This window comes from Streptomyces sp. 1331.2 (assembly GCF_900199205.1).
GTDB lineage: Bacteria > Actinomycetota > Actinomycetes > Streptomycetales > Streptomycetaceae > Kitasatospora.
Genome location: NZ_OBMJ01000003.1, coordinates 40257 through 65578 on the forward strand (window position 1 = coordinate 40257; position 25322 = coordinate 65578).

At 71.7% G+C, this 25322-nt stretch carries 22 protein-coding genes and 3 pseudogenes; 13 read left to right on the plus strand and 12 right to left on the minus strand.

What is annotated here, in order from left to right; all coding sequences use genetic code 11:
• Position 1: 1 nt before the first annotated feature.
• Positions 2 to 409 (minus strand): annotated as a pseudogene (locus CRP52_RS40985) (WD40 repeat domain-containing protein); the annotation flags it as partial.
• A 1349-nt stretch (positions 410 to 1758) separates the two neighbouring features.
• Between CRP52_RS40985 and CRP52_RS35280 the strand changes: the two are divergent.
• Positions 1759 to 2493 (plus strand): L,D-transpeptidase family protein, encoded by a 735-nt coding sequence (locus CRP52_RS35280; protein ID WP_097240931.1) that lies wholly within the window; start codon positions 1759 to 1761, stop codon positions 2491 to 2493.
• A 64-nt stretch (positions 2494 to 2557) separates the two neighbouring features.
• Here CRP52_RS35280 and CRP52_RS35285 read toward each other — a convergent pair whose 3' ends face one another.
• Positions 2558 to 3007, minus strand: coding sequence for a hypothetical protein (locus CRP52_RS35285; RefSeq protein ID WP_097240932.1), 450 nt, complete (start codon positions 3005 to 3007; stop codon positions 2558 to 2560).
• 209 nt (positions 3008 to 3216) lie between these two features.
• Between CRP52_RS35285 and CRP52_RS35290 the strand changes: the two genes are divergently transcribed.
• Together CRP52_RS35290 and CRP52_RS35295 are read left to right on the plus strand one after the other, a co-directional pair.
• Positions 3217 to 4560: a M48 family metallopeptidase gene (locus CRP52_RS35290; RefSeq protein WP_097240933.1), complete on the plus strand. Its 1344-nt coding sequence runs from the start codon at positions 3217 to 3219 to the stop codon at positions 4558 to 4560.
• A gap of 354 nt (positions 4561 to 4914) precedes the next feature.
• On the plus strand, positions 4915 to 5619 hold the full coding sequence (locus tag CRP52_RS35295; protein ID WP_097240934.1) for a hypothetical protein: 705 nt from the start codon (positions 4915 to 4917) through the stop codon (positions 5617 to 5619).
• Between the two features lie 361 nt (positions 5620 to 5980).
• On the opposite strand, the gene CRP52_RS35300 is transcribed toward CRP52_RS35295, so the two are convergent.
• On the minus strand, positions 5981 to 6400 hold the full coding sequence (locus CRP52_RS35300; RefSeq protein ID WP_097241162.1) for a TlpA family protein disulfide reductase: 420 nt from the start codon (positions 6398 to 6400) through the stop codon (positions 5981 to 5983).
• A 5-nt stretch (positions 6401 to 6405) separates the two neighbouring features.
• Positions 6406 to 6891: a DUF4395 domain-containing protein gene (locus tag CRP52_RS35305; RefSeq protein WP_097240935.1), complete on the minus strand. Its 486-nt coding sequence runs from the start codon at positions 6889 to 6891 to the stop codon at positions 6406 to 6408.
• Positions 6892 to 7342: 451 nt separating this feature from the next.
• Between CRP52_RS35305 and CRP52_RS35310 the strand changes: the two genes are divergently transcribed.
• Positions 7343 to 8551, plus strand: coding sequence for a hypothetical protein (locus CRP52_RS35310; protein ID WP_097240936.1), 1209 nt, complete (start codon positions 7343 to 7345; stop codon positions 8549 to 8551).
• A gap of 210 nt (positions 8552 to 8761) precedes the next feature.
• Here the strand turns inward: CRP52_RS35310 and CRP52_RS35315 are convergent, their stop codons facing one another.
• Both CRP52_RS35315 and CRP52_RS35320 read right to left on the minus strand, forming a co-directional pair.
• Entirely contained in the window at positions 8762 to 10030 is a 1269-nt protein-coding gene (locus tag CRP52_RS35315) for a YncE family protein (protein ID WP_097240937.1), read from the minus strand.
• 381 nt (positions 10031 to 10411) lie between these two features.
• Positions 10412 to 10927, minus strand: coding sequence for a hypothetical protein (locus tag CRP52_RS35320; protein WP_097240938.1), 516 nt, complete (start codon positions 10925 to 10927; stop codon positions 10412 to 10414).
• 172 nt (positions 10928 to 11099) lie between these two features.
• On the opposite strand from CRP52_RS35320, the gene CRP52_RS35325 reads away from it, so the two are divergent.
• From CRP52_RS35325 to CRP52_RS38770, 4 genes are all read left to right on the plus strand, one after another.
• Entirely contained in the window at positions 11100 to 13943 is a 2844-nt protein-coding gene (locus tag CRP52_RS35325; protein ID WP_097240939.1) for a BTAD domain-containing putative transcriptional regulator, read from the plus strand.
• Positions 13944 to 14016: 73 nt separating this feature from the next.
• Entirely contained in the window at positions 14017 to 14565 is a 549-nt protein-coding gene (locus CRP52_RS35330) for an ester cyclase (RefSeq protein ID WP_097240940.1), read from the plus strand.
• A gap of 461 nt (positions 14566 to 15026) precedes the next feature.
• The gene (gene gcvH / locus CRP52_RS35335; RefSeq protein WP_097240941.1) at positions 15027 to 15416 is read left to right on the plus strand and encodes a glycine cleavage system protein GcvH; all 390 of its coding nucleotides are present in this window, start codon (positions 15027 to 15029) and stop codon (positions 15414 to 15416) included.
• 209 nt (positions 15417 to 15625) lie between these two features.
• Positions 15626 to 15763, plus strand: coding sequence for a hypothetical protein (locus CRP52_RS38770; RefSeq protein WP_179853143.1), 138 nt, complete (start codon positions 15626 to 15628; stop codon positions 15761 to 15763).
• A gap of 561 nt (positions 15764 to 16324) precedes the next feature.
• Here CRP52_RS38770 and CRP52_RS35345 read toward each other — a convergent pair.
• Entirely contained in the window at positions 16325 to 16756 is a 432-nt protein-coding gene (locus tag CRP52_RS35345; protein ID WP_097240943.1) for a hypothetical protein, read from the minus strand.
• A gap of 441 nt (positions 16757 to 17197) precedes the next feature.
• On the opposite strand from CRP52_RS35345, the gene CRP52_RS35350 reads away from it, so the two are divergent.
• Positions 17198 to 18021 (plus strand): IS5 family transposase gene (locus tag CRP52_RS35350; protein WP_257033218.1). Its coding sequence is split into 2 segments (ribosomal slippage): positions 17198 to 17515 and positions 17518 to 18021, totalling 822 coding nucleotides; the frame shifts between segments, so codons are not numbered across the junction.
• 228 nt (positions 18022 to 18249) lie between these two features.
• Here the strand turns inward: CRP52_RS35350 and CRP52_RS38775 are convergent.
• Together CRP52_RS38775 and CRP52_RS35355 are read right to left on the minus strand one after the other, a co-directional pair.
• Positions 18250 to 18408 (minus strand): hypothetical protein, encoded by a 159-nt coding sequence (locus CRP52_RS38775; RefSeq protein WP_179853144.1) that lies wholly within the window; start codon positions 18406 to 18408, stop codon positions 18250 to 18252.
• A gap of 84 nt (positions 18409 to 18492) precedes the next feature.
• Positions 18493 to 18897, minus strand: coding sequence for a winged helix-turn-helix transcriptional regulator (locus CRP52_RS35355; protein WP_030557509.1), 405 nt, complete (start codon positions 18895 to 18897; stop codon positions 18493 to 18495).
• Positions 18898 to 19029: 132 nt separating this feature from the next.
• Between CRP52_RS35355 and CRP52_RS35360 the strand changes: the two genes are divergently transcribed.
• Both CRP52_RS35360 and CRP52_RS35365 read left to right on the plus strand, forming a co-directional pair.
• The gene (locus tag CRP52_RS35360) at positions 19030 to 19887 is read left to right on the plus strand and encodes an SDR family oxidoreductase (RefSeq protein WP_097241163.1); all 858 of its coding nucleotides are present in this window, start codon (positions 19030 to 19032) and stop codon (positions 19885 to 19887) included.
• A 348-nt stretch (positions 19888 to 20235) separates the two neighbouring features.
• Positions 20236 to 21048 carry a superoxide dismutase gene (locus tag CRP52_RS35365; protein ID WP_097240944.1) on the plus strand — a complete coding sequence of 271 codons (813 nt, stop codon included), beginning with the start codon at positions 20236 to 20238 and terminating at the stop codon, positions 21046 to 21048.
• Positions 21049 to 21086: 38 nt separating this feature from the next.
• Here the strand turns inward: CRP52_RS35365 and CRP52_RS40205 are convergent.
• Both CRP52_RS40205 and CRP52_RS40210 read right to left on the minus strand, forming a co-directional pair.
• Positions 21087 to 21233: pseudogene (locus CRP52_RS40205) on the minus strand (transposase); the annotation flags it as partial.
• A gap of 314 nt (positions 21234 to 21547) precedes the next feature.
• Complete coding sequence (locus CRP52_RS40210) at positions 21548 to 21847, minus strand: hypothetical protein (RefSeq protein ID WP_257033219.1); 300 nt, start codon at positions 21845 to 21847, stop codon at positions 21548 to 21550.
• A gap of 369 nt (positions 21848 to 22216) precedes the next feature.
• Here CRP52_RS40210 and CRP52_RS35380 point away from each other — a divergent pair.
• Both CRP52_RS35380 and CRP52_RS38780 read left to right on the plus strand, forming a co-directional pair.
• A pseudogene (locus tag CRP52_RS35380) lies at positions 22217 to 23286 on the plus strand (redoxin domain-containing protein).
• 341 nt (positions 23287 to 23627) lie between these two features.
• On the plus strand, positions 23628 to 23963 hold the full coding sequence (locus tag CRP52_RS38780) for a TetR-like C-terminal domain-containing protein (protein ID WP_306458944.1): 336 nt from the start codon (positions 23628 to 23630) through the stop codon (positions 23961 to 23963).
• A gap of 409 nt (positions 23964 to 24372) precedes the next feature.
• Here the strand turns inward: CRP52_RS38780 and CRP52_RS35390 are convergent, their stop codons facing one another.
• Positions 24373 to 25269, minus strand: a complete 897-nt coding sequence (locus CRP52_RS35390) for an aminoglycoside phosphotransferase family protein (protein WP_373560587.1) — start codon at positions 25267 to 25269, stop codon at positions 24373 to 24375.
• Between the last annotated feature and the right edge of the window lie 53 nt (positions 25270 to 25322).

Consider the following 25322-nt stretch of genomic DNA (forward strand, 5'->3'; position numbering starts at 1 on the left):
GCACCGTGCGGTCCCGGCCTCCGCTCGCCAGTAGCCGCCCGTCAGGAGAGAAAGCCACGGCCCGTACGCCGTCACGATGCCCAGCAAGCGGAGCGCCCACGAGGGAACCCGTGGCCACCCTCCACAGTCTCGCCGTGCCGTCCTCGGAGGCGGTCGCCAACAGCCGTCCCTCGGGTGCGAATGCCACCGCCGTGACGTTCCCAGTGTGCCCGCTCAAGACCGTGCCGGTGAGGTTCAGCGCCCGTCTTGGTGAGGCCGCGCACTCAGTAACGGGGACATCGTTGCAGTGCACCGGCTCCGGCGGGGCGGGAGCCGGCGGCGGGCCGAGAGCTGCGGTGACCCACAGGCGTGCCAGCGCCGCGTCGAAGAACTCGATAGCCTCACCGTCGCGTTCGACACGGATCACCACCCCGGAGCGAGCCTGAAGCGACGGCGCGGGGGCGGTGCCTGGGGAGGGTGGATGTGCACGCCTCCTTCGATCGTGCCCGCCTGCACGAGGGATCCATGGATTCGAGAGTGGCCCTGGATAACGTTGCGGGTCGTCCCCGCTGTCTCAGTGCCCTCTGATTCCTCTGGCGCCATGGGCTCGCCCCTGCCACATCGTGAATGCCCGAGCTGGTATGGCTGTTGACCCAGCAGGCTATCTCGGCCTCGGGGTGCCGCCCTCCATCGTGAACCTGGCCGCCGACAATCTCAACACGCTGACTTGCCAGGGAAGCCCGGTGCCGGACCGTCCATGGTCCGGCCGGTGGGTGACGGGCTGACGGCGGGGCCGGCCACGGCCCTGACGGTGGATCCGGCACCGTAGGGCAGGCGGCAGGGGCTGGTCCAGCGCAGCCCTTGGCACCGGCCACGGGTGCGCGGGTGGAGCACATCGCACCGGGCCAGGCCCGGATCCGGCGGGCCGCGATGGCGGCCCGGTTGCCGCCCCCACCCGGCGGTCGGCAGGGCAGGCGGCGCGCGGCCCGCCGGATCGGGCTGCGATCCTCCTCCGAGGCCGAGGAGTACCCACAGCTTGGCCCCGGCGCTCCCGCAGGGCTGTCGGCGAGCGCCGGTAGCCTGCGGGCATGTCCGTCAACATCGACCTTCACTTCACCGTCTCCAAGCTCGCCGACGCCGCGCAGGCCGAGGCGGTTGCCGCGTCCGTCGGCGACCTGCTGCGCGACGAGGGTTTCGAAGACCAGATCAGCTACGGCCCGGTCGTCGACAACGGTGTGCACTACGTCACCGGCGAGGCCAGGTACCCGATCATCATCAGCGGATTCGGGCGCTGGCAGCCGTACTTCGAGACCTCCTTCGCCGCCGCCGTGGCCCAGGTCGCCCGCACGCGGAGGCCTTCGTCACCTGGGGCTACCCGGACGAGGAGTACTGACCGCCGCTCCCTGAACTGCCGTCCGGCGCAAGCCCCCCCCCGGCCTCGCGCCGCCAGGGCAGCTTGGCCCCACCAGGCCACCGGCAGCTCGGGTGGAGGCGGAGCTGGGCGGCCCGGGCCGGGGAGTCGGCGACCACGCGCCGGCGTCGGGTGGTCGGGTCGTGGCCGGCGAGGTGCCGGTGGCCGGCGGTGCCAGGACTGACGTCGGTGGGCTGCTGTCCCCGGGGTTGCGCGCGACCGGGTGAACCTCCGAGCACATGGCGACGGTCACGTCACGGTGGCGGAATGCTGCGGGATACGGGCCTGACGGTTTGTCGGTCCAGCGGTGCGGGCTTCGGCCGCCGCACACCGTCCCACCCCATCGTCCGCACCGGAAAGGCCCCTCGATGACCGTCTCCCCCAGCCTTCCCGCCACCCGCCGTGGCTCGGCCGGCCGTTGCGCGGCGCTGGCCGTCGCGCTCGGCATCGCGGCCGCGATGACCGGTGCGGTCCCCGCCCACGGCACGCAGACCGCCGAAGACCCGTTCCCCGTACCAGTGGCACTCGGCGGGGCCCGCCAGGTCATCACGGTCAGGGCCGAGGGCACCCGCGCCGCCGTGACCCTGTGGGACAGGCAGGACGGCGTCTGGCGGTCCGTCGTCTCCACGGCCGACGCGAGGATCGGGTACGGCGGACTCCACGACGGCCTCACCCGGGTCCAGGGCAGCGGCACCACACCCACGGGCACCTACACCCTCACCCAGGCCTTCGGCATCGCCCCCGACCCGGGCACGAAGATGCCCTACCACCGCCTCACCGCGCACGACTGGTGGGTCCAGGATCCCTCCTCCGCCCACTACAACCACATGCGCACCGACACCCAGGGCGGCTTCCACCTCACCGAGCAGGGCCCCCTGGGCAGCGAACACCTCGTCGACCACCCCGTCCAGTACGACAACGTCCTGGTCATCGACTTCAACACCACCCCCGTCGTGAAAGGCCGCGGCGCCGGGATCTTCCTCCACGACCTCGGCTCCCGGGCCGACGCCACCGCCGGCTGCGTCGCCGTTCCCGCCGCCTTCATGACCCGGACACTGCGCTGGATCAACCCCACCGAACACCCCGTCATCGCAATCGGCTAGATCCCTGCAGCCGGGCTGGCCGGGCGGTCACCGGTCGCCGCCGACGGCGCGGCACCACCGCCGATCAAGAAGCACCCGCTGGTGCGCCGCACCGGCCCACGCGCCGCCCGCCGACGATCCGGCGAGCGCAGAGCGCTGCCATCAGCGCGGCGACCGCGCTCCCCAGCGTGGCCGAGGCGGTCCAGCCGTGCGAATTGCTGGCGACCTGCGCCACTTCGACCTGCAGGAAGAACGTCCCACCGGCCGTCAGGGCCGCCCGGCCACACCCCGCCGCCCCTGGGTCACGCTCCTGGGCGCGCGCCAGCACGGCGCCCACCGCCAGCCCCGGTAGGGCGGCGGTCACCGCGCCGAACGCCGAGAACAGCAGCCAGTACACCAGGACGAATGGCCCGGCCGCCGGCTGCCCGGTGAGCGTGATCACCAGCACCAGCACGGTGACCGCCGAGACCAGCGCGACCGCCGCCCCCAGCCCGTACCCGAGACCACGCCACACGATGGCCGAACACTTGCTCATCCTGTACCCCCTGTTGTTGTTCCGACCGGCTCCGCACCGATCCGCGGCGCGAGGACTGCGGCCGAGGCGGCGACGACGAGACTCCCGCACGTGGCCGCCGCAGCCCGACAGGGCCCGCCGCCCAGCAGGTCGAACTTCGCCCCGGCCGGTGGTCACGATACGGATAACCCCCTGCCCGCCGGCGCCCAGGCCCGCCATCATGATCAACCGTGTCGACCTCCCCCGAGCCGCCCGCCGCGGCGTCCGCCGACAGGCCCGTCCACGGTTCGCCGTGCCCGCGCTGCGTCTCCCCCCTCACCGACGACCCGCGCTTCCTGCTCTGGTGCCCGGCCTGCGACTGGAACCTCGTGCCCGGCGGGGACGCCGCTCCCGAGCCCACCCGCCGCGAGCGGGCCGCGATCGCCCGCACCGACCGGCTCTACGAGGAGCAGGCCACCGGAGGCGACTCCCCCACCGCCCGCCGGGACTGGCTGCTGGCCTCCGCCGCGGCCGGGCTGATCCACCTCGTCACCGTCGGCATCTTCGCCCTGGCACTGTGGCTGCTGATCGCCGGGACCGTCGTGCAGCGCTGCGTCGGCGCGGTGGTGCTGGTGATCGCGGTGACCCTGCGGCCCCGGCTCGGCCGGTTGCCGAAGGACGCGGGCGTGCTCGACCGCGCCGGGGCGCCGGCCCTGTACGGTCTGGCCGACCGGGTGGCCGCCGAGGTCGGCGCCCGCCCGGTGGACGTCATCCAGGTCACCGACGAGTTCAACGCCTCGTACGGGCTGGTCGGGGTGCGCCGCCGGTCGGTGCTGCGGCTCGGCCTGCCGCTCTGGGAGGTGCTGGACGACCGGGAGCGGACAGCCCTGCTCGGCCACGAGTTCGGCCACCGGGTCAACGGCGACCGCCGGCGCTCGTTCTGGCTGTACAGCGCCGTCTCGGCGCTCCGGGCCTGGTACGGCATGGCCCGCCCGGGCCACGACGGGCTGGTCGTGGGCCGCGACGAGGTCTCGATGCTGGTGCGGCTCGGCGCGGCGTTCGGCCGGCTGGTGCTGCGGGGCGTCGCCTGGGTGCTGTACCAGGGGCTGGTGCTGTTCGACCGGCTCACCTCCCGGGCCGGCCAGCAGGCCGAGTACCACTCCGACGTACTCGCCGCCCGGGTGGCAGGCGGCAAGGCGGCCCGGGGCACGCTCGCGGCGCTGCTGCTGTTCAACTCGGTGGACACCGCCATCCACCAGATCCGGGCCGAGGAGCGCGGGCGGCCCCGGATCTTCCGCGCCCGGAGCCGCCGAACCGAGGACGCGCCCGCGCCGCCCGCGCCGGACCTGCTCTGGGAGCGGGTACGCGAGCACCTCGCCTCCGTCCCCGCCATCGAGCGGGAGCGCCTGCTGCGGCTCAGTGCCCGTGACCGGTCCGCCGTGGACGGCTCCCACCCGCCGACCCACCTACGGATCGCCCTGGCCGCCCGCGGCGGTGACGGTGACGGCGCCGTCACCGCCGCCGAGAGCGCCTCGATCGCCACCGAGCTGGCGCCGCACCGCGCCCGAATCGCCGCCGGTCTGCTGGCCGGCTGACAAGGCGGGCCGGCAGCCTCGTCGTTGACGGACGGGCGGACTTCGTCGCGGCTCGCCCCCGGCTGGGGCCAAGGCATCACCTCGCGCACTTCCGGAGGGCGTAGCCCGCGGGCTACGCCCTCCGGGTACCGGGCAAACCCGCCAGCAAGCCTGTGCGAGTGCACGCCCGCTCGAAACCGACCGTTCAGCACCCGCCCTCACAACGACAACCCGCGCCCGAGGGGACGGGCCGAGACCGACCCGCACGACAGCCGACCCGACTCGATCGGTGGGGCACCCCAATGGGAAAATCGTCCCTGTCCTGATCGCCGGCGCACCTGCCAGTCACACGCACGCACACTTCCGGGGGGAACAATGACGACGCGCACCCACGCACTGTCCGCTGCCACGGCCGTGGCCGGGGCCGCGGTACTCCTGCTCGCCGCATGCAGCAAGGACGTGCCCGCCCTGAGCTTCGGCTCCGCGCAGCCGTCGGGGAACCGGCTCGCCGCCCAGCCGCCGACGGGCCGCTCGCTGGCGCTGGCCCAATGGCCGCACGGCTGCGAGGTGCTGAGCGATGCCGAGATCAAGGCGATCCTGCCGCAGGCCGGCGGCATCAAGCGAAAGCCGGTCAAGGTCACCATCATCGACTTCAACCCGCTGTCCGAGGCAGACCCCGGGACGACCGGCGATGTGCCCGACGCCGGCTGCAAGTTCAGCTTCGGCCTGCCCGACAAGCACGAGAACGACAGCAACAGCAGCATCACCCTCACCTTCACCGCCGTCGCCGATCCCGCGCTCGTCGCGAAGAGCTACACCAAGGACCTGGCCCAAGCCCGGGAGGACGCGACCAAGTACCACAAGGAGTTCGAGGACCTCGGCACCTCGCTGGGCCCGCAAGGCTGCTTCGCCGGCGACCTCGCCAGGGGCAACCTGACCTGTCACCAGGGACCGTACGAATTCGAGGTGAGCGGCACCTCGACGGCCGACGGCGTGGGGGAATACCCGAAAGCGGACCGGAACTGGAGCGACAAGGTGCTGCGCCAGGTTGCACGCACCCTCAGCGCGCGCATGCCGTGACGGCGAGGCACCGGCCCGCTCGGCATTCGGCCGATCGCCGGCAGCGGGCGGGCCGAACAACACCGTCCGACCGCTCGCCGGCTGCGCGGACGCCGCGGACCTGACCGGGACTGGCCACCCTGACCCACAGCCGGGGCAAGACCAACGCCCGTGCCACCTTCTTCTTCTCGGGCCCGGAGGCCGGGCCCGACCACCGCGACCCCGCGGCGCAGCAGCAGGCGCTGGCCGACGCCTTCGCGGACGCCGGTTGGGAGATCCCGCGGCTGCTCCCGGAGATGCGCACGGCGCCCGACTTCTACGTCGACAGCACCAGCCAGGTCGCCGTCAGCCCGTTCGCACGACTCGGCGGGCGTCCCCTGCTTCAGGACGCGGTGGCCAGCTCCAGCGCCGCCAGCACCTCGGCGCGGCTGGGCGCGCCGACGGAGCGGTGGGTGACGTGGCCGTACCCGTCAAGCACCAGCACGGTCGGCGTCCGCAGCACGTCCACGCGCCGGACCAGGTCGAGCCGTGACTCGGCGTCGATCTCGACCAGCCGCACTCCGGGACGGTCCCCCGCCACTTTGCCGAGCAGCCTGCGCGTACCTGGGCAGGCGGCGCAGAACGAGGTGGAGAACTGCACCAGCGTCGCCTGCTCGCCCAGCGGCTCGCCGAGGTCTGGGCCGGTCAGCCGCAGCGCGCCGCCCGCCCTCCCTCGCTTCATCCTGCCGTCCCGCGCGGCCCGGAAGAGGCCGAACGCCGTCGTCACGACCAGGACCACGGCCAGGAGCAGTAGTCCCGTCAGCGTGCTCATGAACGCTCCTGCGGCGAAAGGCCGCTCACCCGTGCGCGTCCGCGCACGGCCAGCAGGTAGAACTCGCAGCCCAGGCAGTAGCCGAAGGCCGCGTTGAGGAAGGCCGCGGCGAGCGCCAGCGCGGTCGCGGCCGCGCCGAGCCAGAACGCGCCGCCCAGGTAGCCGACGGTGCCGACCACGGCGAAGGCGAAGCCGACGGCCTGCGCGAACCGGGGCGGCCGCTCGTTCTCCAGCTCGGTCGGCGGACCCAAGCGCGGGCGCACCAGCCGCCGGTAGAGGAGGCCGTAGGGCGAGAAGCGCAGGCCGAGAAGAGCACCCAGCGCGAAGACGGCGGCCTGCGCGGCCAGCAGCGCACCGCTGCCTGTCACCAGGACGACAGCGAGGACCACGGTGGTCAGGGTCGCGGCGAAACGCGGGCCGCGGGGATCGATGCCGGCGGGTGCGGGGGTGGTGCGGGACGTACCGGGACTGCCGAAAGGCATGTCGGGACTCCGAGGGGTCGAGGTTCCTGGGGTGGGCGAGTGTCAGGAACGACGACACGCTGCGGACCACACTCGACCGAAGTCGATGTGGTCCCGGGTCACCAGGAAGGTCTCGTGAGGCACGGCTCCATTGCAACAGCCGCGCAAGCCACGGGTCAAACGGCCGGAACAACGCCGGGTGCGGTCCTCCAGCAGCGCCATCGCGTGCCGCGACGGGCAGTACCGCCCGGCGCGAGCGCCAAGACTCACCGACCGACAGCCCTGCCGGTCGCCCCAGTGCCAGAGCAGGGGTACTGCCGTGTCCCTGACTGTCGGCGCTGCCGCGCCCCGTCCTCTGTCGCTGCAGTGCCCCCAACTTCCTGATCAGCTAAGGTCGTTCCGCTCCCCTGACCGTACGGGAGTTTCGGGCAAACGCTCGTCGCGTCCCCTCCGCGGCTGCGAGCATGGAGTCATGCCGCAGGATCACCCGGAACCGCCCTCGACCTCCTCGGTGGAGAACCTCCTCGCCGACTGGGCGATCGTCAACGGCTCGGTGCTGCAGGCCGGAAGCGTGCACGGAGACGTGCACCTCCACCCGGCGGAGCGGCCGGTGCGCCCGACGGGCCCCGGAACGGTGGACGTCCTCGTCGAGTACTTCGAGCCCGGCCAGTGGCTGGTGGTCCCCTCGCGAGCGGCGTTGGAGGTACCTCCCGCGCTGTTGCCGGGTCAGCGCCCGGGCGAGGAGGACGTGGCCGAGTGGGCACGCGGGCACGGGGGTGTGGACTTCGCGACCACGGAGCTGTCCGTGACCGTGATCAACCGCTCCGACGCTCACCTCACCCTGCGCGGCTTGACGGCCGAGGTCACCGACCGCGCCGAACCGCTCACCGGAGCGTTGGTCTCCCGGGTCCCGCAGGGTGTCAGCGGCGTACCGGAGCTGGAACTCGACCTCGACCAGGAACGTCCGGAACTCTGGGAGGTGGACGAGTTCACTCGTGGACGTGTCGGTGCCCGCCCCTTCCTCGACCGTACCCACGTGCGGCTGGCCCCGGACGAGTCGCAGCGCTTCATCGTCACCGCGCGGATCCGCAGTTCCTGCTGCACCTGGGAGCTCGTCCTGGCCTTCCGCGGCGACGACGGCACCGAGTTCGCCGTCCGACCTGCGCAGCGCTTTCGAACCACCGGGCTTCCGGTGACCGGACTCTCCCCCGTCGTGCGGTGGGCGTGGTTCGAGGATCCGCCGCGGTTCTGGCGGGACACAGCCCGGCTGGACTGGTGCAGTCAGGGCAACCCCGATCCGGAACTTCCCTCAGCTCCGAGGGAACTGCGCAAACTGGCCGGGCGCTTCGGCCCGCATCTGACGCACTTCCTCAGCACGGGCACCACCGGCCCGGAGCAACAGCTCCGGCTGGCCGCGGTGCTGCCCGCGGTGCGGCTGGCCGTCGACCTCGTCAGGGCCGACCGCAAGGGCCGGCACGCCGAAGCCGCCCGGCTGCGCGCCGAGCTGCGCCGGCGGTTCCCGCGCCCGATCCTGGAGCAGGCCTACGTGGCCGCCCTGCTCGCGGCGGGCCTCACCCACGGGATCCCGCCCAGCCACCGCGAGAAGCTGATCGTCTACCTGGCAGGCACCCCCGCCGCCGAGGTCCTGAAGCCGATGATCGCCGTTGCCGCCCGCCGCTGAGTTCCGTGGGTCGACGGTTCGGGCCGCACCGGCGCGTGAGAGGATGCGCGCGATTCTCGGGCTACGGAGGGGGTTGTCCGGTCGAGCCGCCCGACTTCGAGGCGATCGCCGACGCGCTCCACGTCCTGCCCCCTGCCCGAGTTCACCGGGGCCCGGGACGAACGCCGGCCACGCCGAAGAGGGCCGACGCTCCGCCACGGGCTCGGTGCGCTACGGCCTCGTGGGCCCGGCCCAGCCGGTGGGGACGTGGCCGAGGCGGACGCGCTGGGGGTGGCGGCCGACGGCGACCGAGACGGTCTTGCGGCCGGTCGCGAAGTCGATGGCGGTGACCTGGTCCGCGCCGCTCTCCGAGATCAGGCAGGACTTGCCGTCCCCGCTCACCGTCGCCCAGTACGGTTTGGACGCGGGCACCAGCGGCCCCTCCTGGAGGGTGGCGCGGTCGACCACCGTCGCGTAGTCGTCCACGGTGCCCGCGACGCAGATCCGGTCGCCCGACGGGCTCATCGACAGGCCGTGGTGGCGGGAGTCGTTGGGCCAGGTGGTGCGGTCGGTACTGGCGGCCGGGTCGACCGGGAGGGTCTTCACCCGGGTGATCCGGTCGGCGGCCACGTCGTACTCCAGGAAGCCGTTGAAGAAGGACACCTGGAAGTAGAGCCGGGTGCCGTCCGGGGAGAAGACGGCGGGCCGCACGGCGTTGGAGAGGCCGCCGAGGCCGGCGTCGTCGAGGCGCTTGCGCATGTCGATCTCGCGGATCGGGGTGAGGGTGGCCGCGTCGACGACGGTGATGTGCCGGTCGCCCTTCGTCCAGTCCAGCCAGGGCGCGTCCAGGGCGGTTTCGACGTTGCCGATGGACATGTTCCACAGCTGCCGGCCGCCGTCGGTGAAAATGTTCTCGTGCGGCTTGTCCCCGGTGTGGAACGAGCCGAGTTCGGCGCCGGTGCGGACGTCCAGGACGTGCACGGTGTTGGCGGTGGAGGCGGAGACCGCCACCCGGGTGCCGTCGGGCGAGAGCGCCATGTGGTCGGCGCGGTAACCCGCAACGGGGAAGCGCCAGTTGACCCGCCCGGTGGCGAGGTCGAGGGAGACCACGTCGGCGAAGCTGGGCCGGGAGACGACCACGGCGGTGCCGTCCGGCGTGCTGTACATGTCGTCGACGAACTGGTCGTGGCCCTCACCGGGGCCGAGCCTGATGCCGAGGAAGTAGCCGAGCTTGACGGGGTTGAGGTAGATCTCGGCGAGCCGCTGGTCCTTGTCGGGGATGACGTCGATCCGTCCGACCTTGCTGAGGGCGCCGGAGGATTCGATCACGTCGGCGGTGCCGTCCCAGTTGTTGCCGACGAACATCACCTCCCGTAGCGCCGGGGTGGCTCCGGGGGCGGCACTGCTGGTGGCGGCGGCCGGGGCGAGCAGGCCTAACGCGACCGCGAGGGTGCAGAGGGATCGGACGCCGAGTCGGCGCCGGGGACCTGTCCTGGACATCGTCGCTCCTTCGTGGGGGTGGCACGACGGGTTGTGAGACGGTCTGTCAGCTTGCGCCATTCGACGGTAGGGAGGGGTCCGGTCCGCTGGCAAGACGTCGGCAGCGGACGAGTTCGTCCCCCGACAGCGCGGAATCCAGGCCGATCCGTCGGACGGTCTCCACCAGCAGCACACCCCGGCCTGCGACACGGCACCGACACCACCGCCCCGCACCAGCACGCGCGGATATGACCCACTACGTTTCTTCACCTGGAGAGTACTTCTCCACTGCGGCGACTGGACCCTAGACAAGCCCAATCGTCCCAGGTCAGAAGCACTCTCCTGGGTTTTTTGCCAGTAGTCAGACCATCGCCCCGGGAAAACCCGGGGCCAAGGGAAGGGTCAGTGCAGGCCCTGGACGGTGCCGCCGAAGATCCCGTTGTTGATCGAGAGGGCGTAGCCGTCGCCGTTGCTGAGGTACCAGTGGGCGAAGGTGCCGTAGGCGTTGCCGAACTGCAGCACGACCTGGTTGGCCGACCAGGAGACGACGGTGATGCCGATGCAGTTCGCCCCGCTGCTGCTGCTGTAACCGGCTTCGAAGTCGTTGTCGTCGGTGAAGTAGAGCTGGCTGCCGTAGGCGTAGCCGTTCGCGCTGTAGGTCCCGCAGCTGGTGGCGTTGTTGGGGGCGCCCGGGGGCGGGGTGGCCCCGAACCCGGAGCCGGTGATGGTGACGGTCGGCGAGGCCACCCAGGGACCGGCGGTTCCGCTGAAGGCGACCGAGGTGATGCCGGGCTGCGCCACCGTGGTGGCGGCGGCCCGCTGGGCGCCGGCCTGGGCGGGGGCGGCGACGGTCGCCGCCAGGGCGGTGGTGAGCGCCAACGCCGATGCGGCCAGCGTGAGTTTGCGCGACCAGCTCATGGGTTCGTTCTCCTTCGAAAGGTACGGCAGTGGTGCACCACGGCCCGGGAAGCCCCGAGCGGGTGGGGCGTTCCGTACCGTGACCGAGCGGGATTTCAACCGGCTTACAGCGGCCGGCCGCAGTTCCGGCCGATGCGCCTCCCGCCCGGTGGTCGGCCGGTACGCTGCGTGAATGGTCTTCTGCCGGATCCTCGGCCCGATCGAGGTCGAAATCGACGGTGGCCTGGCGGAACTCGGAGGGCCGGTTCCCCGGCGGCTGCTGGCGGCGCTGGCGGCCGGTGCGGGGGCGCCGGTGCCGCATTCGGTGCTGGCCGAGGTGGTGTGGGGCGCCGAGCCGAGCGCCGAGGTGATGAACGCGATCCGGGTGTCGGTGCACCGGCTGCGGACCGCGCTGGGCCCGCGGGCACGGGGGTACTTGCAGTCGACCCCGCAGGGCTACCGGCTGGCACTGGCACCCGAGGCGACCGACTACGCCCGGTTCGAGCAGTGGGTGGCGCAGGGGACGGAGGCGTTGGCGACGGCGGATCCGTCCGCCGCGGTGCGGGCGTTGGAGTCGGCGCTCGCGCTGTGGCGGGGCCGTCCGTGGGCGGAGCTCGGTGAGTCGCTCTGGGTCTCGGGCCTGCGGGCGCGGATGGCGGAGTTGCGGGAGACCGCGGTCGAGGAGTTACAGGCCGCGCGGCTGGCCTGCGGTGACACCGCTCGTGCGGTCGCGGCGCTGAGCCAGGCGGTGGTCGAGGCCCCGTACCGCGAGAGGCGTTGGGAACTGCTCGCGCTGGGCCTGTACCGCACCGGCCGGCAAGGGCACGCACTGGCGGAGCTCCGGCGGGTGCGGGTGCTGCTGCGCGACGAGCTCGGCGCCGAACCGGGCGCCGCGCTAAGGGAGTTGGAGAAGCGCATGCTTGCGCACGATCCAGGGCTGCTGATCGCGTCGGCGGCGGAACGGGCGGACGAACCGGAGCCCGCCGGTCCGCGGCCGCCACCGCGGCCGACGGTGGCCCGGCCGCTGTCGCGGCTGATCGGCCGCCGCCGGGAGCTGTCCTTGCTGGACGCGGCGGTCACCGAGTCGCGACTGGTGACGATCACCGGACCGGCGGGGGTCGGCAAGACCCGGCTCGCCGCCGAGCACGCCGCCGACCGCGCCGACGCCCGGCTGGTGCGGCTGGCCGACGTCCGCTCCGCGGAGGCGGTGGCGCCCACGGTCGCCGCCGCCCTCGGCGTGACGCAGACGTCCGGTGACCCGTTCACCGCGCTCGCCCGGTTGCTCGGCGATCGGCCCGAGCTGCTGGTGCTGGACAATTGCGAGCACCTGGTCGACGCGCTCGCCGGCATCGTGCCGACGCTGCTGGCTCGGTGTCCCCGGCTGCGGATCCTGGCGACCGGTCGGCAGGCGCTGGGCATGGACGGCGAGCAGGTGATCGCGCTGGCGCCGCTGCCGACCGGCGGCGAAGGCTCGGCGGTCGAGTTGCTGTTCGACCGGGTCCGCGCGATGCGCGCGGGGTGGGTACCCACCGGACCGGACACCGCTGCGGCCGCCACCATCTGCACCGCCCTCGACGGGCTGCCGCTGGCGATCGAGTTGGCCGCTGCGCGGGCCCGGGCGTTCGGCCTGGCGGACATCGCCGCGCAGGTGAGCGAGCGGTTCGACGCCCTCGGGACGTCATCGCGCGGCTCGGTCTCGCCGCACGACTCGCTGGTGGCGGCCATCGCCTGGAGCGTCGACCAACTACCCGCCACGGACCGGGCGCTGCTGCTGCGGCTGTGGCCGTTCGACGGCGGATTCAGCTGGGAGGCAGCCGAATCGGTGCGCCCGGTCGACGCGGACGGTGCGGTGTTCGCGGGCCTGGCGGCGCTGGTCGACCGGTCCGTCCTCACCGCCGAGGTGTCTTCGGGGCACGTGCGGTACCGCCTGCTGGAGACCGTCCGCCGGTACTGCCGCGAGGCCGACACCGACCGCGCTGCCACGCTGCGGGCGCACGCCGGGTGGGTCCGGTCCTTCGTCGCCGAGCAGGCGTCGCTGCTCGACGGGCCCAGGTACACCGAGGCGGTGCAGGTGCTGGCCGGTGAGCTCGCCAACTTCCGGGCCGGCATCGCCCACGACCTGGAGCACGCGCCGGCCCGGGCCCTGCGCACCACGGGCGCACTGCGCTACCTGTGGGTGTCGGCCGGCCCGGTGCCCGAGTGGCGGCGGCTGCTGCAACGGGCGCTCGACGCCTGTCCCGACGCGCAGGTCGAGGACCGGGCGGCCGCCTTGATCGGGCTGTCGCTGACCTCCAACCACGTCGGTGCCGCCGAAGCGGCGCTGAGTGCTGCCGAGGCCGCGCTCGGGCTGCTCGACGACGACGATCCGGCGCACGACCGCCTGCTGCTGGAGGCGCACCTGCGCCGCTGCAACACCTTGGCGGACGCGGACGCGGGCGCCGGCGAGCCGTCGCGCCGTGCGGCACTGGCGTTCAAGGCCGCCTGCGACCGCCGGGACCCGCCCGGTTTCCTGCGAGCGTCGGCACTGTGGGGCATCGCCCTGGTCCACTTCCGGGACGGGGACACGGCGGCCGTGGTCGACACCCTGACCAGTGCGCGCGAGATCGCCGCGCGCTGCGGCTTCGCCTCGGGCGAAGGCATCAGCGATCTGCTGCTGGCCTGGTGCCTGCTCGCCGATCCGGAGCAGCCCCGGGCAGGCGCGCGCCAGGCACTGGGACTGCTGGTGCGCGCGGTGGCCGCCTTCGAACGCCAACCGAACGGCTCCGAAGAACTCGCGGCGCTGTACGCGGGCGTCTTCGCCCTGGCCGTACTCGATGCGTCCGAGGCCGCTGCACGGCTCCACGCGGCGGTCGCCGACCACGCCGAGCGGAACGGCACCGATCCGGCCCGCTACCTGCGCTTCGCCGGACCGGACCTGGCGGAGCGGATGGAGCAGCTGGTGAAGGTGCTGCCGCCGACCGAGAGCGGCCACACGGCCTGGGACGAGATGGTCGGGCTGTTCACCGGTGCGGCCGCCGCGCTCTCCGGGCAGCCGTGACATGTAAGCCGGTTGAAATGCCGTCCCCCGACAGTGCGGAATGCGTCACCGATCCCGGGAAAGGGCACGATTCATGACCGGTACTCCGCTCACCGCGCGCGACGTCGCGATCCGCTGCGTGCAGTTGATGGGCGACGGCAGCCCCTCCGAGTTCGAGGCGCTCGTCCATCCCGACGCCGTCAACCACGAGAGCCGGGCCGAGCCACCGGCAGCTCGGGGCCGCGGCCCGCAGGCCTTTCACGCCACCGCACTGTGGCTGCGCGCCGCCTACTCCGACCTGCGGTGGACGATCGAGGAGGCGGTGACCGAAGGCGACCTCGTGGTCCTGCACACCACCATGTCGGGGCGCCACACCGGCACGTTCGTCACGTACGACGAGCACGCGCGCCCCAGCGGGGCGTTCCCCGCGACGGGGAGGACGTTCTCCGTCACGCAGACCCACTGGTGCCGCGTCGCCGACGGGCGGCTGATCGAGCACTGGGCCAATCGCGACGACCTCGGCCAGGCCCTCCAACTGCACTGGATTCCCCCGACACCCGGCTACATCCTGCGCATGCGACTGGCCCTGCGCCGGGCCCGCCGCGACCGGGCGGCCCGGGCTTACCGGGCATTTCGTCCCTGACTCGGCGGGTCGTGTTCCTCCCCCGGTTGGGGTGCTCTCGCCGGTGACGGCGCGGTCCCACTCGCACTGCGGGCCCTCCAGCCGGACGGCGCCGGCCCGCTCGGTCAGCTCCAGCAGCGGACCCTCCTCCCCACCGATCGAACTCCGGCACGACCAGCACGGGTGCAGCGCGGCGTTGGTCGCGCGGGCCGCCTCCAGCGGCTCCGCAACCCAGGCGCACGGGGCAGAACTCCTCCTCCGTGCGGTGGTTCACCGCCTGGCGCAGCTTGCGGCCGGCGGGCCAGCGAGAGCCGCGGACGTGGCGGCGTACGGCTCTGGGGGCACGTCCAGGAGGGCCGTGAGCAGGCGGACCGCCCGCTGCTGCGTTCACTCGTTGGGATGGCGGCCGTGGCGGATCGCGGGGAAAGACTCGACCTGTAGCAGGCTTACGAACTGACGTTTCATCAGCGAGGAGACCTCCATTGACCGACATCCCGACAAACCTCAAGTACACCAAGAACCACGAGTGGATCCTGGTCACGGGGAACACCGCCCGTGTGGGCATCACCGACTTCGCGCAGACGCAACTCGGCGACGTCGTCTTCGTCGACATCCCCACAGTGGGAAAGAAACTCCGTGCCGAAGACGTCTTCGGCACGGTGGAGGCGGTCAAGACGGTGAGTGATCTCTTCCTGCCGGTGTCCGGAACGATCACCAAGGCGAACCCCGAGCTCGACGACGAACCCGAACTGATCAACCACGAACCATACGGCGACGGCTGGATGATCGAGATCACCCTGTCCAATACCGACGAACTGAACGACTTGCTCACGGCCGCGCAGTACAAGCCCCTCACCACCACGATGGAGTAGCCGTCCCCCAGCGCCACCGGCCCGGCCCCGGTGACGACAGGGCGACGGGCGGGTACCCGGCACGGGGGTGGCCGGGCCAGGTCCGGCGCCACCAGTGCACCTGTGCGGTCGGTCGGCTCCTCGTCGGCCGACGCCGGGCCGGTGCTCTTCACCTTCGTGCAGTACAACTCGCGGTAGGCAGCGAACTTCGCGGCGAGCAGGCCGCCGCCTTGGCCATCGTCGAGTGCGAGGACGAGGTGCGGCAGATCGTCGGCCAGGCCCTCGCGGACTACTTCAACGGCGGCCCCTACGGCGGATTCTCGGCCGACGACTTCGAGTTCGATCCCAACGAATTCGACCTGAGCTGAGCCGATCACCGGAGCCGCTCAACTGGCTTGTCCAGATGCGCGGTTCCGGATCGGTTTCGCCGGAGAGGTGGTCGCGGCCCGGTCGGCGAGCGGCGTCTCGTCCGACCCGACCGCGACCGGCTCACCAGCGCCACGGCGACGAATTTCCGGGGACTCCGACCCGAAGCGAGGCGCGCGGAAGCCAGTACGAACCGAACTCGCAGCAGCACCCGCAACCAGCAGTTCACAGCGCCGTCCACGCTCGTGTTCGAGGACGTCTGGGCGACATCGAGGGTGACTTCGACTTCACCGGGATGCCTTTCAGTCTCGAAATCGACCGCTTACGCCGCTCGGCCCGGGAAGACAGCCGGGACGACCCGCACTGGCACCTCGAAAGCCACCTCTTCGAGCTCAAGTTCCGAGCTGCTGGATTCCGCCAGTACCTACGGCAGGCACCCCAGCACTCGCTGCCGCTTGCTCTCCAACACCACCAGCGGGGTGGGTTCTCCTTCGCGGAGACCGCCTTCGCCTGAGGTCGGCTCGGCACTTCTACATGCCATTCAGCGGGATCTCGAACGCGGTCTAACAGACTTCTACGCTGGGAGAATTCAACTGATATGCCTGGCCAGGGAAATCGACGAAAGCTTGCCCCTGGACGTAGCAGGTATTCCGCCAGTTGGTGGACGCTCCCCAGATCGTCGTCGTGGTGCCGGGCGGTGCCTGGGTGTAGGGAATGGGCTTGTAGGCGTTGTAAACCCCACCCGAGTTGATCCACTGCTTGTCGTTCGAGAGGCCCAGGACTGTGATCCAGCCGTTGTGGATCTGGAGGTACGGCTGCCAGTAGCCGTTGCCTCCGAGATGGATGCACTCGTCGACGGAAATCCCCTGCCCCAGGTTCAACGGCGTGGAGCAGTAGTAGGTGTCGGCCGCGTGGGCGGCTGTGCCCTGGAGGCCGACGGCGGCCAGGGAGGCCGCCAGTGTAACCGCGGCCGCTGTGGCGATTCGGTGTCTCATGAGGGTCCTTACGTGGGTTTGGTATCGATGCCCTGCGATTAGTGGTGACGAATCACTCATGGCAGCAAGCCCAGACGCTACAGAAGAACCTGCGGACAACCCAGGCGATTTTCCGCCAGCCGAGCGCCGTCAGTGAGCCGGATTCGGCAGTGACGGCCCATTCGATTCGGAATTCAGTCCCCGCCGGTGGGCACAATGAAGTGCTCCGGGGGCGGGCGGCAGACAGACGGACATCCGACGGCTGGGAGCGGGTCGTAAAGGCTGGTGGAGGCCGATGGAAGGTGCTCGTCGTACAGGCGGTAATCCTGCTCGTCGAGGGCCTTCCGGACGGTCCTGGATCACGTCCGAGCGGGTCTTGGCCGATAAGAACTCGTAGCACGATCTTGGTGATCGTTGCTGGTGGGGCGTGACCGATGTGACGATTCGTCCGTTCGTGATGGAGTGAGCAACAAGCCGTGGATCGTGGACGACGAGCTGTGGGCCCGGGTCGAGCCGCTGCTGCCGGCCTGGCCGGAGCGGTCGCCGCGCCCTCGCCCGGTAGATGACCGGCGTTGCCTGCAGGGCACCCTGTTCGTGCTCTACACCGGCATCGCCTGGCGGCAGTTGCCGCTGGAGTTGGGCTTCGGTTCCGGGCAGACCTGCTGGCGGCGGCTCGGCCGCTGGCAGGGGGCAGGGGTGTTCGAGGCCCTGCACCGCATACTCCTGGCCGAGTCGAACGCGGCCGGGCTGATCGACTGGACGCGCGCGTGCGTGGATGCCTCCCACGTGCGCGCGAAAAAGGGGGCGAGGCCACCGGCCCGTCACCGGTCGACCGCCGCAAGACCGGCAGCAAACACCACCTGATCAGCGACGGCGGCGGCATCCCGTTCCACGTGATCACCACCGCCGCCAACGTCAACGACGTCACCCAGACCCTCGCCCTGGTCGACGGCATCCCACAGGTCGCCGGCCGCGTCGGCCACCCCCGCAAACGCCCCGACGCCCTGCCCGGCGACAAGGGCTACGACAGCAACCCCAACCGCCGCGATCTGCGCAAACGCCGGATCCTGCCCGTCATCTCCCGCCGCGGCGAGCCCGACATCATCGGCCTCGGCAAGCTCCGCTACGTCATCGAGCAGACCTTCGCCCAGCTCCACCAGTTCAAGCGCCTCGCCGTCCGCTGGGAATGGCGCCTCGACCTGCACGAAGCCCTCGTATCACTCGCCTGCGCGACCATCTGCCGGCGGCGCCTCAGACGGCCTGCTCAGCCGACTCGCAGACCGTGACACCGCCAGACGTTTACCGTCCCTGACTTTCACGGCATTGACCAGGATCTCGCTGCCCTCATAGTGATTCTGTTCTGGGTGACCGTGTCGTTCAGGGTCATCAGAGCCGTCGACGACTGGTGGTAGTCGTCCGCCTCGCCGATATTGACGCCGTTGGCGGCGGTTTGCGTGACGGTGCTGCCGGACAGCGTCGAGTTCTGGGTGCCGTCACCGAAGTCAGCGCCGGTGCTACTGGTATGGGGTGACGATGTCTTTGGTGAAGTTGATGTTGTTGCCGCGGACGACTTCCGGTGCGGCGGGCGTCTTCACCGGTACCCACGCGTCGGTCACGGTCCACTGGATGCCCGCCTGGTTGTCGATGCAGCCAGCGGTCGTGGGACGCTCCACGTCGTGTACTCGCCAGGAGTTCGGGCCGGGAGCAGGTCATGTCGGCGACTTGCGCGGCGTGGATGCGGCCGTAGGGCGCGGGGCTCAGGCGGTGCCCTCGGCGCGAACGTCGTACTCCTGACGTGCGGCAAGGACTTCGCCGACGTGCTCCACCGACCACTGGGTGAGTACGCGCAGTGGTCCCCGCAGGGTCTGACCGAGGGGGGTCAGGTCGTACTCGACGTGGGGCGGCACCTCGGGATACACGGTCCGCCGGACCAGTCCGTCGCGTTCGAGCGTGCGCAGCGTCTGGGTGAGCATCTTCTCGCTCACTCCGGCCAGCCGCTGCCGCAACCGGGTGAACCGGCAGGCTCCGTGCTTGCCGAGTTCTCCCAGCACGAGCACCGCCCACTTGCTGCCGATCTGGTCGAGCAGGTCGCGCGAGGGGCAGCCGCGCGTGTACGGGTCCCATGACGCCATGGGCTCCGTCACATTCTCGGCGGTCGCCATTCCACTCACCTCGATACTTTCCCGCAGGTGGTCACCTTACCAGCAAGTGGCTACTTACCGATGGAGAGTGATCAGGTCAATCTGGGGTTCGTCACGCCGCGAGGAGAGTTCGCGGCAGGAAGGGGCGATCTCATATCCATCGTCGTCACCGGAGCCTCAGGCCAGTTGGGCAGGCTCACCGTCGAGGCGCTGCTGCGGCGCGGAGTCCCGGCCGCGGACATCGTCGCGACCGGACGGGACACCGCACGCATCGAAGACCTCGGCCACCGCGGCGTCGTGGTGCGCCGGGCGGACTTCGCGGAGCCGGACAGCCTCGCGGCGGCGTTCCAGGGAGCGGACCGGCTGCTGCTGGTGTCCACCACCACCGTGGATGAGCGGTCGGCCAACCACCGCCGGGCCGTCGACGCGGCAGTGGCGGCCGGCGTGTCGCTGGTGGCGTACACGAGCATGACGCAGGCCGACACGGCGACCAGCATCCTGGCCCGCACCCACCGCGCCACCGAGGAGTACCTGCGCGAACGCGAGGTCCCCAGCACACTGCTGCGCAACAGCTGGTACCTGGAGAACTACACCGCTCAACTGCCCCTGTTCCGCCGGAGCGGGACGGTGATCGGAGCCGCGGGCACGGGCAGGATCAGCGCCGCATCACGCGCCGACTACGCGGAGGCCGCCGCCGTCGTGCTGACCACCGAGGGCCACGCGGGCGCGGTGTACGAGCTGGGTGCGGACGAGGCGTTCACCCTGGCCGAGCTGGCGGAGGCGGTCTCGGCGGCCACCGGGGAGCCGATCGCCTACACCGATCTGCCCGCGGACCGGCTCAGCGAGGCGCTGACCGGGGTCGGCCTGCCCGCCGAACTGGCGCACGTCCTCGCCGACGCCGACCTCGGGATGAGCCGCGGCGAGCTGTACACGGGATCCGGCGACCTCAGCCGCCTGATCGGCCGGCCGGCCACTGCCCTGTCCGACGCTATCGCCGCCGCGCTGCGCTGACCGTCCGCTCGCCCCCGCGGCCGTCGCGCCCGGACCGCCGCGGGGGCGCTCACCCCTCGTTCCATGACCGTGTACGACCCTGCCATCACCCGGAAAGTTGCCGACCATGTCCTCCCGCACAGTTCCCCCGCACACCGCGTCCACCCGCGCCGCGTCCGCCCGTACGACCGTCCGCGTCATGGGGCGGCGCGCGCTCGTCACCCTTACCGCCACCTCTGCGGCCCTGACCGCGTTCACGCTTCCCGCGACCGCCGCCACCCCCGGTGGCCCCGCCCCGCCCACGCCTCCCAGGGCGGGAACGGCGACCAGGCGATCACCCTCGACGGCAGCCGCGCGTTCCCCGAAAGCGTGGCGGCCGACCGCCACTTCGTCTACGCCAGCAGCATCGGCGACGGCACCGTCTACCGGGGACGCCCCGGGGCGACCACGCTCGAACCCTTCCTGCCGGCCGGCCAGGACGGCCGCACCCAGGCCGCCGGCATCAAGATCACCGGCAACCGCCTGCTGGTCGCCGGCGCGTTCAGCGGGCGCTTCTTCGTCTACAGCACTTCCGGGAGGCTCGTCGCGGCCTACACCGTTCCTGAGACCGGCGAACAGACCCTCGTCAACGACGCGGCCGTGGCTCCCAACGGTGACGTCTACATCACCGACTCGCTGCGCGCCGTGGTCTACCGGATTCCGGCCGCCGAGGTGGATGGCCCCGCCACCGGCGCCCACCGGACCCTGCGGGTGGCCTACCACCTGCCGGACTACGTGGCCGGCCAGTCCAACGGTAACGGCATCACCACCGCCCCCGACGGCACGTCGCTGATCATCGGCTACTGGTACAGCGGCGCCCTCTACCGGCTCGACCTCACCACCGGCGGTGTTCGCATGATCGACGCACCGCCGCTGCCCAGCGCCGACGGCATCGTCCGGCAAGGAAACACCCTGTACGTCGCGCGTTCGGTGAACAACGAGGTCACCGAACTGCGACTGTCCGCCGGGAGCACCCGGGCAGTCGTCGTCTCCGAACGCACCTTCCCAGGCGCCGACACCACCACCGGCGTCGCCGTGAGCGGGGGCCGGCTGCTGGTGACCAACTCCCAGATGGACACCTACCTCTACGGCGAACCGCTGACCAGCCCGGCCTTCACCATCGAGAGCCTGCCGCTGCGCTGAGGCCCGGTCGGGGACGCCCGACGCGCGCGGCGCGGGCTGCCGGTGCAGAGCACGAACAGGGTGCCCTGCAGGCAACGCCGGTCATCTACCGGGCGAGGGCCCGGCGACCGCTCCGGCCAGGCCGGCAGCAGCGGCTCGACCCGGGCCCACAGCTCGTCGTCCACGATCCACGGCTTGTTGCTCACTCCATCACGAACGGACGAATCGTCACATCGGTCATGCCCCACCAGCAACGATCACCAAGATCGTGTTACGAGTTCTAAGGCACACCCCTCCGAAAAGATCGGCAGCCGGCTGGGGAGCCGGCCGGTCAAGGGGTGGCACGGCCAGGGCTGGGAGGAGTCCGGCGCGGCCATCGCCGATCGGCTGACCTTCCACTTCACGCCGATCGGGACCGGCACCGAGTCCTTCCCGCCTCCAGGCCACCGAGGCCGAGCACGGCACTCGGTGAACTCCGGCCGAAATGCCGTTCGTCCGACCGCCGCGATGCCTGTTCGGATCAGACGGGCCGCATCACCTGGGCCAGGCCCTGCGGAGTGCTCTTCACCTCCGGGGGCGGCCCGGGCCGGCTCCGATAGGTCACACCGGAGATCGCGACTCCTGCCAGCTGGGACAGCGGCAGACGCTCGGTCCGACCGTCGGCGGGCCCACCGACGAAGATCACCAGGACAGTGATCGAGTTCGTGCCCACAGGAGCCGGCGCCTGCACAGTCTCATTGTCGGATGAGGCCCCCGCGTAACCCGCCGCGTTACTGCCGCACCCCGCGAGCGCAACCAGCAGGCCGATGCAGGCCAGCATTCTGAATCTTTTCACTCACGCATCCTGCCAGGACCAGATCCGGCTACCCGCGGACCGCGCAGCACCCGCCGCCCGAAGCCCCGGTCCACGGCGCGAGGGACGCACCCGCCCGCCCGCGAGAGGGTGCCCGCTGCCGGCCCCGGGCCGGATCGGGCTTCCCGTCACGGCGGTCGCCCGTCCTCTCCTGCGCGGGCACGAGCTGCGGGATCCCTTTCGTCAGCTGCCGGAGCAAGCCTCTCGGCGGCGCGCGGCGCGGCGGCGGCCGCATGGATGAGGGTTGCTGCACTGCGGAAAACGCTGTTATTTTCCAGTCACAGCGTTATTCCACGGGGCGCGCCCGCAGGCGCACCCGCGACCACGGGGGACATCGTGAGCACCACCGAGCTGACCGTTGTGGACGACCACGGCGAGGCCGTCGTGACGGGCGAGCTGACGGAGGAGCCGGGAGCCGGGGCACAGGTGTGGCTGGCAGCGGCGCAGGTCGAGAAGGCGCTCGGGTTCGTGCGCAAGCCGCAGGGATGGTGCCGGGGGACGTGTGCGTTCCGCAGGCGGCGGTGGCCGGGCTGGCGAAGGACGGCGGGCAGGTGCTCGAAGTCACGGGATTCGCCCGGCTGTTGGGGCGGCCGGTCGTGGTGGAGCCGCAGGCCCGCGTGATGGCGGTGGGGGCGTCGGCGGCCGAGCGGTCGGCGGCGCTGGCGGCCGGTCAGGCGCCCGGCTTCACGCTGCCGGACGTCCACGGGGTGGGGCACTCGCTGAGCGAACTGCGCGGGCGAAAGGTCGCGTTGGTGTTCTGGGCATCCTGGTGCGGCTGCCGCTACGACCTGCCCGAGTGGCAGCGCCAGCACGCGGCGCTGGCCGCCGAGGGGTTCTCGGTGGTCAGCGTCGCCGTGGACCGGCGGATCGAGGACGCGGCACCGTGGATCGCCGAGGCCGCGCCGACGCATCCGGCACTGGTCGACGTCGACGGACGGGTCGCCGACCTGTACCAGCTGCTCAACGTCCCGACCGTGGTGTGGATCGACGAGCAGGGACGGATCGTACGGCCGAACGACACCCAGTTCGCCACCGACCTCTTCCGCTCCATGAGCGGACTCGACTCCGCGAAGACGCTCCACGCGCTGCGGCGCTGGGTGACCGCCGACGACACCGGCCTGCACCCGGACGCCGTCGCCGAATTGACCCGTCCCGCCGACCCCCGCCAGCAGCTCGCCCGCACGCACGCCGCGCTGGCCCTGTGGCTGCTGCGCCACAGCCACCACGAGGCGGCGCAGCGGCACTTCGCGGCAGCCGCGCAGCTGGCCCCCGAAGACGTGACGACCTGGCGCAGCGCGATGCCGCTGCTGGGCGTGGACCCGATGGGCGAGGAGTACTTCGCCCGGCGCACCGCCCTGGAGGAAGCCGGCATACCGATCTACCGGCCGCTGCCGGACCGGCAGTAGAGACGCGCGCCGCAGAAGACGAACGACGACAACCGCCACCGCCGCCGGAGGATCCATGCCCATGCCCGCCAGCTCCCCCACCGGCGTCTTCGCCCGGGCGCAGGCCCAGGGCGAGGCCGCCCTGCGCACTGCCGTGCTCGACACCGCCGCCGCTCTTCTGGCCGCCGAGGGCCCGGCCGCGCTCAGCATGCGCCGCCTGGCCGCGCCGCCGACTGCTCGACCACCGTCCTCTACCGGCTTTTCGGTCCAAGGACGGCATCACGGCGGCCTCTACAACGAGGGCTTCGCGCGGCTGCGCCGCCGCCTGGACGCCGTGCCCAGGGCGGCGCCCCGCCGACTACCTGGCCGCCCTCGGACGCGCCTACCGCGCGGGCGCCCTGGGCGAGCCCAACTTCTACAGCATCATGTTCGGCGAGGCCGTACCCGGCTTCACACCGGACGAAGAAGCCCGCGCGGGCGCGGCAGCCAGCCTGGACGTGCTGCGCGAAGCGGCCCGCGACTGCGTGCGGGCAGGCGTCCTGCGGGCGGACACCGACGTCGACGAGGTCACCGACGTCCTGTGGGCGGCAGCCCATGGAGTGATCAGCCTCGAACGCGGCGGCCACTTCCCGGCCCCGCTGGGCGAACAACGCTTCCGCACCACGACCGCCGCCGCGCTCTCACCCTTCCTGCCCTGAACACCACCCGCCACCGCAGCGCCGCCAGGCGCCCACAAACCGGTGCCCGGCGGCACACCCGACCCCGGTAGGTTCTGCGTGTGGGACGGACCCGGACGATGAACCGGTCTCCCGGCATTCAGGCATGGCGGCCGGGCCACCAGCAGGGGGGGTGTCCTGCCGTCGGTCGAAAGGCAGCCAAGGCCGAGGTGGAGGCAGCGATGTGGGTCGTGTTCGTGCATGGGGCGTGTGTGCGGGACGGGTCGTGGTGGTGGCACCGCACCGCCGAGCTGCTGCACGGTCGGTGTCGGCCTGGCCGTGGCCGTCGATCGGCGCCAGGACAAGCCTCCGCCGCAGCAGCACAGTCGCCGCCTCGGAAGCCGAACACGACACGCACACCCCGTGAACCGGTGTACCCCTCCCCGAGTGCCTACCCGATGAGGGCCTCCGTGATCTGACGGGTGGTCTGCGCGGCGACCCGAGGGTTGACGGCGGCGTAGCAGGTGTAGGCATTGAGGGCCGTGGCCAGGGCCCAGCCGCGGCCTCGGATCCAGGTAGCGTCGTCCACGCCGAGCGCGGCGCGGAAAGCGGCCCGGCTACCGGCCGACATCAGGGTGAAGGCGATCATCATGTCGCAGGCCGGATCCCCGATGCCGAGCCCGCCGAAGTCGATGACCGCGCTGAGGCGGCCGTCGACGGTCAGCAGGTTGCCGGTGTGGAAGTCGCCGTGGAACCAGACCGGAGGACCATCCCATCCGGGGGCGCCGATCGCCGCGTCCCACAACTCGGTCATGGCCGCGCCGTCGAACGCGCCGTCGACCGCCGCGATGGCGGCCCGCGTCGCCCGATCCCGTGCGACCAGCGGCCGGGCCGTGAGATCCTCGCGCGCCCCCCGAGCCTGGATCCGGTCGGGCTCGAACCGCTGAAGAACATCCAGGAAGCCGGCCAGTTCGACGGCGGCCTCGGACGAATCGGCCAGCGCCTCGACGCTCGCCACCTCGCCGTCCAGCCAGCGGGACACCGACCACGGCCACGGATAGCCGAAGTCGGGCTCCCCCACCCCCACCGGCACCGGGACTGCCAGCGGCAGGTGCGGGGCGAGTCGCGGCAGCCACTCGGACTCCTTGCGGGCCTGCCCGACGGCGCCGAGGTGACGGGGCAGGCGGACGGACAACTCCTCGCCCAACCGGTAGATCACATGGTCCGAGCCGGCCGGATCGAGCAGTTCCAGAGGCAGTGCGGCCCAGTGCGGGAACTGCGCATCGACCAGGCGCCTGACCAGTGCGGCATCAATCGCAGGGCGGGTGTCCGCGATCGTCTCGGTCACCAAGAGCAACTCCTGGAGTCGGCCCGCCCCGTGCGGCGAGCAGGTGAGGCCAT

Coding starts and splice junctions, on each gene's coding strand:
- CRP52_RS35355 (WP_030557509.1), bottom strand. CDS start 18,897: ATGGCGACCGCCGAGAATGTGACGGAGCCCATGGCGTCATGGGACCCG.
- CRP52_RS35325 (WP_097240939.1), top strand. CDS start 11,100: ATGGTCTTCTGCCGGATCCTCGGCCCGATCGAGGTCGAAATCGACGGT.
- CRP52_RS40210 (WP_257033219.1), bottom strand. CDS start 21,847: ATGCTGGCCTGCATCGGCCTGCTGGTTGCGCTCGCGGGGTGCGGCAGT.
- CRP52_RS35320 (WP_097240938.1), bottom strand. CDS start 10,927: ATGAGCTGGTCGCGCAAACTCACGCTGGCCGCATCGGCGTTGGCGCTC.
- CRP52_RS35330 (WP_097240940.1), top strand. CDS start 14,017: ATGACCGGTACTCCGCTCACCGCGCGCGACGTCGCGATCCGCTGCGTG.
- CRP52_RS35295 (WP_097240934.1), top strand. CDS start 4,915: ATGACGACGCGCACCCACGCACTGTCCGCTGCCACGGCCGTGGCCGGG.
- CRP52_RS35285 (WP_097240932.1), bottom strand. CDS start 3,007: ATGAGCAAGTGTTCGGCCATCGTGTGGCGTGGTCTCGGGTACGGGCTG.
- CRP52_RS35310 (WP_097240936.1), top strand. CDS start 7,343: ATGCCGCAGGATCACCCGGAACCGCCCTCGACCTCCTCGGTGGAGAAC.
- CRP52_RS35280 (WP_097240931.1), top strand. CDS start 1,759: ATGACCGTCTCCCCCAGCCTTCCCGCCACCCGCCGTGGCTCGGCCGGC.
- CRP52_RS35345 (WP_097240943.1), bottom strand. CDS start 16,756: ATGAGACACCGAATCGCCACAGCGGCCGCGGTTACACTGGCGGCCTCC.
- CRP52_RS35315 (WP_097240937.1), bottom strand. CDS start 10,030: ATGTCCAGGACAGGTCCCCGGCGCCGACTCGGCGTCCGATCCCTCTGC.
- CRP52_RS35305 (WP_097240935.1), bottom strand. CDS start 6,891: ATGCCTTTCGGCAGTCCCGGTACGTCCCGCACCACCCCCGCACCCGCC.